The organism is Streptomyces sp. 13-12-16, assembly GCF_002114215.1.
Taxonomy (GTDB): domain Bacteria; phylum Actinomycetota; class Actinomycetes; order Streptomycetales; family Streptomycetaceae; genus Streptomyces.
This window is the reverse complement of the sequence record NZ_NCTE01000051.1, coordinates 1-12,818: the sequence shown is the minus strand read 5'-3', so window position 1 is coordinate 12,818 and position 12,818 is coordinate 1. Positions and strand designations below refer to the sequence as shown.

The 12,818-nt window shown below is 71.4% G+C and carries 12 protein-coding genes; 6 read left to right on the top strand and 6 right to left on the bottom strand.

Going from position 1 to position 12,818, the window contains the following annotated elements; translation table 11 throughout:
* Nucleotides 1-650 (bottom strand): LacI family DNA-binding transcriptional regulator (locus tag B7767_RS02445; RefSeq protein WP_143652156.1); only part of this gene is annotated, 650 nt, incomplete at its 3' end.
* A 343-nt stretch (nucleotides 651-993) separates the two neighbouring features.
* On the opposite strand from B7767_RS02445, the gene B7767_RS02440 reads away from it, so the two are divergent.
* From B7767_RS02440 to B7767_RS02425, 4 genes are all read left to right on the top strand, one after another.
* Nucleotides 994-2,352 carry an ABC transporter substrate-binding protein gene (locus B7767_RS02440; protein ID WP_085570635.1) on the top strand — a complete coding sequence of 453 codons (1,359 nt, stop codon included), beginning with the start codon at nucleotides 994-996 and terminating at the stop codon, nucleotides 2,350-2,352.
* A gap of 5 nt (nucleotides 2,353-2,357) precedes the next feature.
* Complete coding sequence (locus B7767_RS02435) at nucleotides 2,358-3,371, top strand: carbohydrate ABC transporter permease (RefSeq protein WP_085570634.1); 1,014 nt, start codon at nucleotides 2,358-2,360, stop codon at nucleotides 3,369-3,371.
* Between the two features lie 12 nt (nucleotides 3,372-3,383).
* Nucleotides 3,384-4,289, top strand: a complete 906-nt coding sequence (locus B7767_RS02430) for a carbohydrate ABC transporter permease (protein WP_085570639.1) — start codon at nucleotides 3,384-3,386, stop codon at nucleotides 4,287-4,289.
* Nucleotides 4,290-4,398: 109 nt separating this feature from the next.
* Entirely contained in the window at nucleotides 4,399-5,838 is a 1,440-nt protein-coding gene (locus B7767_RS02425; RefSeq protein ID WP_085570633.1) for a GH1 family beta-glucosidase, read from the top strand.
* Between the two features lie 99 nt (nucleotides 5,839-5,937).
* On the opposite strand, the gene B7767_RS02420 is transcribed toward B7767_RS02425, so the two are convergent.
* The 3 genes from B7767_RS02420 to B7767_RS02410 form a co-directional block, all read right to left on the bottom strand.
* The gene (locus B7767_RS02420) at nucleotides 5,938-7,392 is read right to left on the bottom strand and encodes a cellulose binding domain-containing protein (protein WP_085570638.1); all 1,455 of its coding nucleotides are present in this window, start codon (nucleotides 7,390-7,392) and stop codon (nucleotides 5,938-5,940) included.
* A gap of 106 nt (nucleotides 7,393-7,498) precedes the next feature.
* Nucleotides 7,499-8,911, bottom strand: coding sequence for a HAMP domain-containing sensor histidine kinase (locus B7767_RS02415; RefSeq protein ID WP_085570632.1), 1,413 nt, complete (start codon nucleotides 8,909-8,911; stop codon nucleotides 7,499-7,501).
* Complete coding sequence (locus tag B7767_RS02410) at nucleotides 8,908-9,636, bottom strand: response regulator transcription factor (RefSeq protein ID WP_179167007.1); 729 nt, start codon at nucleotides 9,634-9,636, stop codon at nucleotides 8,908-8,910. The genes B7767_RS02415 and B7767_RS02410 overlap by 4 nt, the downstream gene beginning before the upstream one ends.
* 110 nt (nucleotides 9,637-9,746) lie before the next feature.
* Here B7767_RS02410 and B7767_RS02405 point away from each other — a divergent pair, with 110 nt between their 5' ends.
* Nucleotides 9,747-10,295: a hypothetical protein gene (locus tag B7767_RS02405; protein WP_085570630.1), complete on the top strand. Its 549-nt coding sequence runs from the start codon at nucleotides 9,747-9,749 to the stop codon at nucleotides 10,293-10,295.
* A 158-nt stretch (nucleotides 10,296-10,453) separates the two neighbouring features.
* Here the strand turns inward: B7767_RS02405 and B7767_RS02400 are convergent, their stop codons facing one another.
* Together B7767_RS02400 and B7767_RS02395 are read right to left on the bottom strand one after the other, a co-directional pair.
* On the bottom strand, nucleotides 10,454-11,323 hold the full coding sequence (locus B7767_RS02400) for a spermidine synthase (protein WP_085570629.1): 870 nt from the start codon (nucleotides 11,321-11,323) through the stop codon (nucleotides 10,454-10,456).
* Nucleotides 11,324-11,485: 162 nt separating this feature from the next.
* Nucleotides 11,486-11,908 (bottom strand): hypothetical protein, encoded by a 423-nt coding sequence (locus B7767_RS02395; RefSeq protein ID WP_256923294.1) that lies wholly within the window; start codon nucleotides 11,906-11,908, stop codon nucleotides 11,486-11,488.
* A gap of 256 nt (nucleotides 11,909-12,164) precedes the next feature.
* Between B7767_RS02395 and B7767_RS02390 the strand changes: the two genes are divergently transcribed.
* Nucleotides 12,165-12,818 (top strand): Tat pathway signal protein (locus tag B7767_RS02390; protein WP_085570636.1); only part of this gene is annotated, 654 nt, incomplete at its 3' end.

Sequence of the window (12,818 nt, the reverse complement as noted above, 5' to 3'; positions counted from 1 at the left end):
GCGTCGCGGTAGCCGTCGACGCGCCGCTGGGCGCCGTACACGTCGAGGCGGCCGGTGATGTGGGCGATGGTGCGCCGGCCCCGGCCGATGAGGTGCTCGACGGCCTGGCGGGCGCCGCCGTAGTTGTCCGAGTCCACGGAGGCCAGCGTCTCGGCGGCCGAACGGGGGCCGCTGATCACGGCCGGGATCTCCAGCCGGGACAGCATGTCGGGCAGCGGGTCGTCGGCGTGCACCGAGACCAGCAGCACCCCGTCCACCCGGTGGGCGGCGAGGTAGTCGGCGAGCCGCTGCCGCTCCCGGTCGCTGCCCGCGAAGATCAGCAGCAGTTGCATCTGGGTGTCGGAGAGCGCCGCGCCGACGCCCCGGAGCATGTCGGAGAAGTACGGCTCGGCGAAGAACCGGGTCTCCGGCTCGGACACGACGAGGGCTATGGCGTCCGTGCGGTTGGCGGCCAGGGCGCGGGCCGCCGTGTTCGGGACATAACCGAGCTCGGCGACCGCGGCCTCCACGGCGGCGCGGGTGGCGTCGCTCACCCGGGGAGAGCCGTTGATCACCCGGGAGACCGTGCCGCGGCCCACACCGGCGCGCGCGGCCACCTCTTCGAGGGTGGGCCGGCCGCCGCTCCGGCCCCGCGCTCCGTGGCTTGCCATCGGCCCCGCCTTCCGTCGTATGTCACGCTGGCCTGGAATCTAACAGCCCCGGCAGTGACGGTGGTCACCGCCGGGAGGGCGGCGTGCGGACCATGGGCTTCCGGGGGCGGATCTTCGGCGTCAAGTTAACAGGCAGATAACTGAAGGCACTTTGCCTCGTCTGTTCCCTTGACACCCCCGCCCGGACCCGCGACTCTTCAACACATCACTTGTGGGAGCGCTCCCACGGTACCTGACACATACACAACCCGCACGTTCCCCGCCCGAGCCGCAACGCGCAAGATACGGGTCCAACAAAGCCGTTGGCCGGGGGGTCGGCACGTCAGGGCAACAGGAGGACGCAATGCGAGCACGTACCCTCCCCCTCTCCCGTCAGCGGTCGGGCGGGGGGAAGCCCATCGCCCGTAAGGCGCTGGCCATAGCGGCCGTGGTGTCGCTGGGCACCGGGCTGCTGGCCGGCTGTGCCGACGACGGCGGTAGCGACGGCGACGGATCATCGTCCGACAGCGAGGGCAAGACCAAGATCACGCTGGGTCTGTTCGGCACCATGGGCTTCAAGGAGGCCGGCCTCTACGCCGAGTACGAGAAGCTGAACCCGGACATCAAGATCGAGCAGAACGTCATCGAGCGGAACGAGAACTACTACCCTCCGCTGCTCAACCACCTCACCACCAACAGCGGCCTGATGGACATCCAGGCCATCGAGATCGCCAACATCGCCGAGATCGTCGGCACCCAGGCGGACAAGTTCGCGGACATGTCCAAGGCCGAGGGCGTGGACAAGAACAACTGGCTCAGCTGGAAGTGGCAGCAGGCCACCACCAAGGACGGCCAGACCGTGGCTCTCGGCACCGACATCGGCCCGATGGCGATCTGTTACCGCAAGGACCTCTTCGAGAAGGCCGGCCTGCCGACCGACCGCGAGGAGGTCGGCAAGCTGTGGGCCGGTGACTGGAACAAGTTCATCGAGACCGGTGAGAAGTACAAGAAGAAGGCCGGCAAGGAGACCTTCTTCATGGACTCCCCCGGCGGCCTGCTCAACGCCGTCCTCAGCAGTGAGAAGGAGAAGTTCTACGACGCCTCCGGCGAGGTCATCTACAAGACCAACCCGGCCGTCAAGGACGCCTTCGACCTGACCGCCGAGGCCGCCGAGAAGGGCCTGGTCCAGTCGCAGACGCAGTTCCAGCCGGCCTGGGACACGACCATCTCCAACAGCAAGTTCGCCACCGTCGCCTGCCCGCCGTGGATGCTCGGCACCATCAAGGGCAAGTCGCAGCCGGACGCCGCCGGCAAGTGGGACGTGGCCGTGGCTCCCAAGTCCGGCAACTGGGGCGGCTCCTTCCTCGGCGTGCCGAAGAGCGGCAAGAACGTCGAGGAGGCGCAGAAGCTGGTGGCCTGGCTGACCGCGCCCGAGCAGCAGACGAAGCTGTTCAAGGTGCAGGGCAGCTTCCCGAGCACCCCGGGCGCGTACGACAGCCCCGAGGTGACCGGCGCGAAGAACGAGATGACCGGTGACTCCCCGATCGGCCAGATCTTCTCCGAGGCCGCCAAGCAGATCCCGGACCAGATCATCGGCCCGAAGGACCAGATCATCCAGCAGGGTCTGACGGACAACGGCGTCATCCTGGTGACCAAGGGCAAGTCCCCTGCAGAGGCCTGGGAGACGGCCACCAAGACCATCGACAACAGCCTGGACAAGTGACCCGCATGGCCACCCGCCACGACACCGCCGCGCTCCCCGTCAAGGGGGGCGCGGCCCCGGGCCGTCCGCCCGGGAACTCCGCGCCCGCGGACAAGGAACAGCGACGCCGGGCCAAGCTGTCCCGGCGCTGGCAGCGCGACATGCGCTGGAGCCCGTACGCCTTCGTCTCGCCGTTCTTCCTGCTGTTCATCGCCTTCGGCCTGTTCCCGCTGATCTACACGGGCTGGGCCTCGCTGCACCAGGTGGAGCTGACCGCCCCGACCGACATGAGCTGGGTCGGGCTGAAGAACTACACCCGGATCTTCGACGACGAGTTCTTCTGGAACGCCGCGCAGAACACCCTGACCATCGGCATCATCGCGACCGTTCCGCAGCTGCTGATCGCGATGGGCATCGCCCACATCCTCAACTACAAGCTGCGGGCCTCGACCTTCTACCGGGTCGCGATGCTCGCGCCGTACGCCACCTCGATCGCCTCCGCCTCCCTGGTGTTCGTGCTGCTCTTCGGCTACGACTACGGCATGATCAACTGGGCGCTCGACTTCGTCGGGATCGACCCGATCGACTGGCAGGGCGACAAGTGGCCCTCGCAGTTCGCCGTGTCGGCGATCATCATCTGGCGCTGGACCGGCTACAACGCGCTGATCTACCTGGCCGCGATGCAGGCGATCCCGCAGGACCTGTACGAGTCGGCGGCGCTGGACGGCGCCAGCCGCTGGAAGCAGTTCATCCACGTGACGCTGCCCTCGCTGCGTCCGACGATCCTGTTCACGGTGGTGGTCTCCACCATCGGCGCCAGCCAGGTCTTCGGAGAGCCGCTGCTGTTCGACGCCAACAAGGGCGCGTCCGGCGGCGCGGAGCACCAGTTCCAGACGCTCGGCCTGTACCTGTACGAGCAGGGCTGGGTGAACCAGCACCTGGGCCGTGCCTCGGCGATCGCCTGGACGATGTTCGCGATCCTGATCGTCATCGGCATCATCAACCAGCTCATCTCGCGCCGGCTGCGCGCCAGCAGTTAAGGAGTTGTGGCCGTGACGACGACTGTGACGCCCCCCGAGACCACGCCCGCCAAGGAGTCCAGGCGCCCGCGCCTGCCGAAGTCCGCGCGGGCCGGCGGAACGCTGCACGGCGGTCCGATCGCGTACGCGATCCTGATCGTGTTCACGCTCGTGTCGCTGTTCCCGCTGGTGTGGACCGCGATCGCCGCCTCCCGGGACAACCAGCGGCTGGCGCAGAACCCGCCGCCGCTCTGGTTCGGTTCCAACCTGTTCAAGAACCTGGAGATCGCCTGGAAGGACGCCAACCTCGGTGAGGCCTTCCTCAACACCACGATCGTGGCGGGCATCTCGGCGGTGACCATCGTCGTGCTGTCGACGATCGCCGGGTTCGCCTTCGCCAAGCTGCGCTTCAAGGGCCGCAACGCGCTGATGCTGATCGTGATCGGCACGATGATGGTGCCGCCGCAGCTCAGCATCATCCCGCTGTACATGATGGTCGCCAAGCTCGACTGGTCCGACCAGCTCCAGGCGGTCATCTTCCCGTCGCTGGTGAGCGCGTTCGGCGTGTTCTTCATGCGGCAGTACCTGCTCCAGGCGCTGCCGGACGAGGTCATCGAGGCCGCCCGGGTGGACGGCGCGAGCAGCTGGCGCGTGGTGTGGCACGTGGTGTTCCCGGCCGCGCGGCCGGCGATGGCCGTGCTCGGCATGCTGATGTTCGTGCAGACCTGGAACGACTTCCTGTGGCCGTTCCTGGTGCTGACCCAGACCGGCAGCCCGACCGTGCAGGTGGCGGTCGCGGGCCTCGGCCGCGGGTACACCCCGGACCAGTCCCTGATCATGGCGGGTGCGCTGCTGGGTACGCTGCCCCTGCTGCTGGTCTTCACGATCTTCGGCAAGCAGATCGTGGGCGGCATCATGCAGGGCGCCGTCAAGGGCTGACGCCCGCCGCACGTTCGTACCCCTGGGGGCCGGGTCACCGCCGCCTCGGCCCCTCCCCCCTCCTTTTCGTACTCGTCGGTCTTCCACGACCTCCTATGGGAGCGCTTCCATGTCTGACTCCGCAACGCCGGCGACCCCGGTGACCTTTCCTCCCGCCTTCCTCTGGGGCGCCGCGACCTCCGCGTACCAGATCGAGGGGGCGGTGCGGGAGGACGGGCGCACGCCTTCCATCTGGGACACCTTCAGCCACACGCCGGGCAAGACGGCCGGCGGCGACAACGGTGACATCGCCAACGACCACTACCACCGCTACCGCGACGACGTGGCTCTGATGGCGGACCTCAACCTGAACGCCTACCGCTTCTCCGTCTCCTGGTCGCGGGTGCAGCCGACCGGCCGCGGGCCGGCCGTGCAGCGCGGCCTGGACTTCTACCGCAAGCTGGTCGACGAGCTGCTGGCGAAGGGCATCAAGCCGGCCGTCACCCTCTACCACTGGGACCTGCCGCAGGAGCTGGAGGACGCGGGCGGCTGGCCGGAGCGCGACACCGCCTACCGCTTCGCCGAGTACGCGCAGATCATGGGCGAGGCGCTCGGCGACCGCGTGGAGAACTGGATCACGCTCAACGAGCCCTGGTGCAGCGCCTTCCTGGGCTACGCCTCCGGTGTGCACGCCCCCGGCCGCACCGACCCGGCGGCCGCGCTGAAGGCCGCCCACCACCTGAACCTGGCACACGGCCTGGGCGCCAAGGCGCTGCGCTCGGTGATGCCGGCCCGCAACACCGTCGCGATCAGCCTCAACACCTCGGTGGTCCGGCCGCTCTCGCCGAGCGACCCGGCGGACGTGGCGGCGGCGCGCAAGATCGACGACCTGTCCGGCGGCATCTTCCACGGCCCGATCCTGCACGGCGCCTACCCGGAGACTCTGCTGGAGGCGACCTCGTCGCTCACCGACTGGTCGTGCATCCAGGACGGCGACCTGGACCTGATCCACCAGCCGTTGGACGCGCTCGGCCTCAACTACTACACGCCCACCCTGGTCTCGGCGGCGGACCCGGACGCCAAGGGCCCGCGGGCCGACGGCCACGGGGCGAGCGAGCACTCGCCGTGGCCCGCCGCGGACGACGTCGCCTTCCACCAGTCGCCGGGCCAGCAGACCGAGATGGGCTGGTCCGTCGACCCGACGGGCCTGCACGAGCTGATCATGCGCTACAACCGTGAGGCGCCCGGACTGCCGATCTACATCACCGAGAACGGCGCGGCCTACGACGACAAGCCGGACGCCGACGGCAAGGTGCACGACCCGGACCGCGTCGCCTACCTGCACGGCCACCTCTCGGCGGTGCGCCGGGCCATCGCCGACGGCGCGGACGTGCGCGGCTACTACCTGTGGTCCCTGATGGACAACTTCGAGTGGGCGTACGGCTACGACAAGCGCTTCGGCGCGGTGTACGTCGACTACGTGACCCAGCAGCGGACCCCGAAGTCCAGCGCCCTGTGGTACGCGCGGGCCGCGAAGGACGGAGTGCTTCCGGAGCCGGAGGGCATCTGACCGGCCCCGGTCCCGGGAGAGGGGGGAGCGGGGAACGGGGGGCGGGGCGCGGCACCCTGGGGGAGTGCCGCGCCCCGTCCTCCCGCTTTCCCGCGTGGATCACCTGCGGGCCGCGAACGCCTTGGAGAAGGCGAACTCGTCCTGGAGGATCGAGCTGCAGGTGGGGTCGGCGGCCGGCTTGGTGCCGCCGGCGCACTGCTGGTCACGGGTGCCGGACCACATGGACAGCCAGCCGAGGCCCTTGGACTCGGCGAACTTCACGAGCTGGGTGGCGTCGTCGACCTTGAAGACCTCGGTGACGACGTCGTTGACGCCGATCATGGGGGTGACGGCGACCGTCTTCCAGGCGTCGGCGTCGCTCAGTCCGAGGACGCCCTTGAGCTGGGCCTGGGTGGCGGTGGCGGCCTGCTCGGCGTAGGTGCCCATGTCGCCGCTGTACGCCGGTCCGTAGTCCATCGCCATGATGTTGACGGCGTCGATCCGCACGCCGTTCTTCTTGGCGTCGGCGAGCAGGTTCACGCCGTCCTGGGTGAGGCCCTCCGGCATCACCGGGAGCGTGAAGGAGACGTCCAGGCCGGGGTCGGCCTTCTGGAGCTTGGCGATCGCCTGGGCGCGGCGGGTGTTGGCCGCCGCGTCGGGCAGGGCGCCGCCCTCGACGTCGAAGTCGACCTTGGTGAGCTTGTAGGTGTCGACGACCTTGGTGTAGGCGGCGGCCAGCGCGTCCGCCGAGGCGCAGGTGGTGCCGAGTTCGGAGCCGGCCGCGCCGCCGAAGGAGACCCGGACGTCGCCGCCCTTGGCGCGCAGCGCGCCGATCTGTCCGGCCACCGCGTTGTCGCCGAGGCCGCTGACGCCGCCCCACTTGGGGGTGCAGCCGCCGCCGTCGGTGATGAAGGCGAGGTTGTAGTCCTTCACGCCGGTCGCCTCGGAGCTCGCGACCAGGTCGAAGGCGGGGAAGAGGGAGGTGTCGACGTAGGGCGCGAAGCCCGCGTCGGTGCCGGTGCCGGTGCCGGTGCTCTCGGTGGGTTCGGCGGTCGGCTCCTCGGTCCGCGTCGGCTCCTCGGTGGGGGTGGGCTCCTCGGTGGAGGTGGGGGCGTCGGTGGGGCGGCCGCTGGGTTCGGGCGTGGGGGCGCTGTCCGTGCCGCACGCGGCGCCGTCGACCAGGCAGCCGGTCGGGTCGCCGGTGCCCTTGGCGACGAAGCCGACGGTGACGGACTCGCCGGCGGCCAGGCCGTCGGTGTCCCACTCGGCCGGCCGTACGGTGACGTGCCGGCCGCTCACACCGGCCTCGGCGTTCCACAGCGAGCCGAGCTCGGTGCCGGCGGGCAGGTCGAACTCCAGCTTCCAGTCCTGGTTCCGCTCGCCGCTGTTGTTGGTCACCACGTACTGGGCGGTGTACCCGGTCGACCACTCGCTGGTCTTGGTATAGGCCGCGCCGACACCGGCCGCCTGGGCGGTGCTGGTGAACAGGAACGCCCCGCCGCCGGCCACGGCCGCGGCGGTCACCGCGCCGATCGCCTTGTTCCTGCCGCTGATCCTGCGCCGGTGCGTGCTCATCGCGTGCCTGCCTTCGTTGCCGTTCGGGGGGTGCGGCAGCACGCTAGCGAGCCGGATTCGGACAAAGTTCCTGATCCGGGAGGCCGTCGGTGATCTTAGGGTGCGCTTAAGGAAGGGATCGGGGCCGGTTAAAGAAGGCGGCCGGCCGGCCCGGTCCGCGACGGCGGCGCACGGTCCCCCGGTGCCCGCGCCGCCGGGGCTCCCGCTCCCGTCCGTCGAGCTGGATCCAGATCCGCACCTCGGTCCCGCCGAGCACCGACGAACCGATCCGTACGTCCCCGCCGGTGGACTCCGCCAGCCGGCGCACGATGTCCAGGCCGAGCCCGGTCGAGCCGTCGCTGCCGGAGCCCCGGCCGCGGGCCATCGCCGCCTCGGGGTCGGGTATGCCGGGGCCCGCGTCGGAGACCAGCACGATCACCGCGTCCTCGCCGTTGTGCACGTCGACCGCGAACGCGGTGCCCTCGGCGGTGTGCCGGAAGACATTGCCGAGCAGCGCGTCGAGGGAGGCGGCCAGATCGGTGCGGGCCACGGGTATCCGCACCGGCCGGTCGGCGCCGGCCACCCGCCATTTGCGGCCCTCGTCCTCGGCGAGCGCCGACCAGAACGCCATCCGTTCCCGCACCACTTCGGCCGCGTCGCACCCGGCGCCGGGCCCGGCGGCGGCCGTCTGCGGCTTGGCGTCGCGGGCGGTGCGGATGATGGTGTCCACCTCACGCTCCAACTGCTCGACCGCCGCCCGGGTCTGCTCGGCGGCCGGACCGTCGCCGAGGGAGGCGGCGTTGAGCCGCAGCACGGTCAGCGGCGTACGCAGCCGGTGGGACAGGTCGGCGGCCAGTTCCCGCTCGTTGGCGAGCAGTTGGACGACCTGGTCGGCCATGGAGTTGAACGCCACCGCCGCCAGCCGCAGTTCGGTCGGCCCGTCCTCGGGCACCCGGGCGCCCAGCTTCCCCTCCCCCAGTTCGTGCGCCCCCTCCACCAGCCGCTGCGCGGGCCGCACCATCCGTACGCCCAGCCGGTCGGCGACCGCGACCGAGCCGAGGATCAGCGCGACACCGACCCCGGCGAGCACCGCCCAGGCCGTGCCGACGCCGTTGGTGACCTCGGACTCGGGGACGAACACCTCGACGACGGCGATCTCGCCGCTGCTCAGCGCGATCGGCTGGAGCAGGGCCGAACCGCCGGTCACGGTGGAGGTGGAGACACGCCCCAGTTCCCGTACGGCCGCGATGTCCTCATCGGTGGCCCGCCGCCGCCCCATGTCGAGGGTCCCGCTGCCGTCGCCGGCCGGGATGTGCACGGCCATCGCGGCGTCGGAACCGGCGGAGGCGAAGACACGTTCGAGCTGGTCGCGGTCGGTGGTGATGGACAGCGCGGGGGCGACGGCCGCCGCCTCCCGCTCGGCGTTGGAGAAGGCACGGTCGCGGGCCATCTCCCGGATGACCAGCCCGAGCGGCACCGCGAAGGCGACCACGACCATCGCGGTCACCGCCAGCGACACCTTCACCAGGGCCCATCTCATCGCGGCGGCTCCACTCCGGGCGTGTGCGGCGTCTGCGCGGCCGGGGGCTCCAGCTTCACGCCGACGCCCCGCAGGGTGTGCAGGTAGCGGGGACGGGCGGCGGTCTCGCCCAGCTTCCGGCGCAGCCAGGACAGATGGACGTCGATGGTCTGGTCGTCGCCGTAGGACTGCTGCCACACCTCGGCGAGCAGTTCCTTGCGGGGGACGACCACGCCGGGCCGTCCGGCGAGGAAGGCGAGCAGGTCGAACTCGCGCCGGGTCAGGTCGAGCCGTACGCCGTCCAGTTCGGCCTGGCGGCGCAGCGGGTCGACGGTCAGGCCGCCGACCCGGATGACCGGGGAGGGCGCCGCCTCCCCTCCGCCGGCCCGGGCCCGGCGCAGCACGGCCGCCATCCGGGCCGAGAGGTGCTCCACCGAGAAGGGCTTGGTCAGATAGTCGTCCGCGCCGGCGTTGAGCAGCCGTACGATCTCGGTCTCGTCGTCCCGGGCGGTCGCGATGATCACCGGTACGTCGGTGATGCCGCGCAGCATCTTCAGGGCCTCGGAGCCGTCGAGATCGGGCAGTCCGAGGTCCAGGACGACCACGTCGAAACGGTGGTGGGCGACCTCGCGCAGCGCCTCCAGCGCCGTGCCCACACTGCGCACGGTGTGCGAGGCGTCGGTGAGCTGCCGGATGAGCGCCGAGCGGACGAACTGGTCGTCCTCGACCACGAGAACACTTGCCATGCGCCGCACCGTACGCCATGCCGGGCGGGCCGGGTGCGGGCCTGTGGACAACTCCGGGCACCTCCGCGGACGCGACACTCCTGAGACGGATGGGGCAGTATGGCCCGACGATGCGCAGAGGATTGGTACACGTACTGGCCTGGCTGCTCGCCACGGGCGCGGCGGTCACGCTGTCGTGGTGGGGTGTCAGCACCGTGATGGAGGGCACCGCCTACGACCCGCCCCGCGCCCTGCCCGTCGCGGCGGCCGACGGGGAGTCGCAGGCGGTGTCGTCCTCGACGCAGCGGCCGTCGGAGGCGGAGCGGCGTTCGGAGGAGCCCGGGGAGACGCGGAAGCCGTCGGCGGAGCCCGACGAGGCGTCGTCCCCCGAGCCGGATCCGAAGCCGTCCCGGACCACTGCTCCCCCGCCCTCCTCCCCCGCCGCTCCGGCCGCCTCCGGCCGGGTGAAGGGCTACGACACCAAGGGCGGCCGGGCGGTGTTCGACCTCGGCGAGGCCTCCGCGTCGCTGGTGTCGGCGACACCGGGGGCCGGCTGGTCGATGCAGGTGTGGAAGACGGAGTCGTGGATCCGGGTGGAGTTCACCTCGGGCGCGGACCGGGTGTCGGTCTTCTGCACCTGGCACGACGGGCCGCCGCGGGTGGAGATCGGTACGTACTGAGGGGTTCCGTCACGGGTGACGCGGAGGGGCGGCCCCTGTCCCGTGCGCACCTGCCCGTACGCGCCTGCCCTGTGCGCACCCGCCCCGTCACCGGACCGCGGGCGCACGCGGCACCGGTGGCACGACCGCCCCGGGGCCGTACGCGCCGACCGGCCCCGTCAGTGGAAGACGGACGCGGGTGGCGCCGGTGAGGCGACCGCCGACCGGTCCGTCACGGGGGCGGCCCCGCCGGTGAAGTCGATGAGGTCCCTGCCGTGCTGGACGCGGCCCGAGTGCGGGTCGGAGGCGGCCCGGCGGGTCAGCTCGGCGATCGGCAGGGGCGCGTCGGAGGCGACCAGGACGGCGTTGCCGAAGCGTTTGCCGCGCAGCACCGCCGGGTCGGCGATCAGCGCGAGTTCGGCGAACCGGGCGGCGGCGGTGGCGATCTGGCCGCGCAGGTGTGCCAGCGGCGGCCCGTCGGCGAGGTTGGCGGCGTAGACCCCGCCGGGTGCGAGGGCCCTGCGGACGTCGTCGAGGAACTCGGTCGAGGTGAGGTGGGCGGGGGTGCGGGCCCCGCTGAAGACGTCGGCGACGACGAGTCCGGCCCAGCCGTCCGGCACCTTGGCGAGCCCTTCACGGGCGTCCACCGAACGCACCCGGATGCGGGCGTTCGGGTCCAACGGCAGCTCCCGCCGGACCAGTCCCACCAGCGCCGCGTCCCGTTCGACGACCTGCTGGGTGGAGCGGGGCCGGGTGGCGGCGACGTACCGGGCGAGGGTGAAGGCACCGCCGCCGAGGTGCACGGCCCGCAGGGGCTTGCCGGGCGGGGCGACGAGATCGACGACGTGGCCGAACCGGCGCTGGTACTCGAAGGACAGATGCGCCGGGTCGTCGAGGTCGACGTGCGACTGCGGCGCCCCGTCGATCAACAGCGTCCAGCCCCGCGCCCGGTCCCGGTCCGGAACGAGCCGGGCGACCCCGCCGTCGACCTGCTCGACGACACCCTCGACGGCCGCCTGTTTACGCCCACTGTTCCTGGCCCTGCCCATTCCCCCATTGTCCCAGGCCCGGCCCTCAGCCCTTGCCGCGTCACTTCCAGCTCCACCGGGGCCGCTTCCAGCCCCTCCGGCGTTCGAGGAGCGGGGGTCCGGGGGCAGCGCCCCGGGACGGGTAGGGGCGGCGGGGGCGAAAACCCTCCCCGGACCCGAACCTCACACACACCCGTCCGCGGCCTCGATCATCCGCTGAGCCTCGTCCAGCGCCTCCCGCAACGCCGCGGGATCCGTCGCCGGCTCCACCTCCCCCGGAGGAAGCAACCAGTCCACCCCCTCCCCCGGAGCCACCGGCGCCAGCCTCAACCCGCAGCCGTCCGTCTCCGTACAGACACTCCCCGGCACGTCCCAGTCCGCAGCCGTCCCCGGAGGCACCAGGAACCCCAGCGTGTCGCACCCGTCGTCGTGCAGCACCGGCCCCACGGCGTCCCCCACCCCCCGCCGCAGGATGTCGACCGCCTCCAGGCCCTGTCGCGCCGGAACCGTGACCACGTCACAGTCCGCACTCGGCGGCTCCAGCAGCTCCGTCAGCTCCGGCAGTTCTGTCAGCCCTAAAGAATCCTTGCTCCGTCTGGTCGTCATCCCGGCCTCCACCGCACGCATAGGGCCCCCGGTACACAGGGCCCAACGAGCCGTTACGTCAACGGCTACGACGAAAGTCCGCCGCAAAGGATGGCAGTTCATGGCAGATCACGGATGACATATCCGGATTGTTGCCAAACTCCGCGTAGTGACTCCGTCACAACAGGTACGTTCTAGCCCGCCGGAAACAGAGCAGCACACGTGCAAATCGCCCCGATTCCGGCATGGTTCGACGGTTCGCAGAGAGGACCCGGCCATGGCGTCGTCAACGGTGCCCTCGTCCCAGCCCCATCGGCCCCCGCGGCCGAACCTCGTCTTCCGGCAGCTGCGCGGACCGCGCTCGCCGGCCGAGTTCGCCGCGGTGGTCCGGCGGGCCGCCCGCGAGATCGGCGAGCGGGTCAGCTGTGACGCGCGGTACGTGCACCGGGTGGAGGCGGGCGAGATCCGCTGTCCCAACTACGCCTATGAACGGGTGTTCCTGCACATGTTCCCCGGCCGCACGCTGACCGACCTGGGCTTCGCGCCCCGCTCGTCGGTGCGCGGGCGCGGAGCGCGGACCGCCGGGGGCACGCCCCCGGCCCACACCGAGGACCCGGCGAACGCCACGACTGAGAACAGCGGGGCGTACGAGCCGTATGAGACACAGGACCGGTACGACACGTACGACACGCACGACCACGAGGAGAGCGACGTGCTGCGTCGCGCATTCATGACCGGCGGGGGCGCCACAGTGGCCTCCGCCTCGCTGGGCCCGTACGGGTTCGCCTCCGACGCCTCGGCGCCCCAGCGCGCCGTGCGCCGCGCGGGGGCGAGCGACGCGGGCGCCCTGGAGGAGGCCGTCCGCCGCATCCGGCTGCTGGACGACCGGCACGGGGCGGACGGGTTGTACCGCCGCGCGGCGGCACCCTTG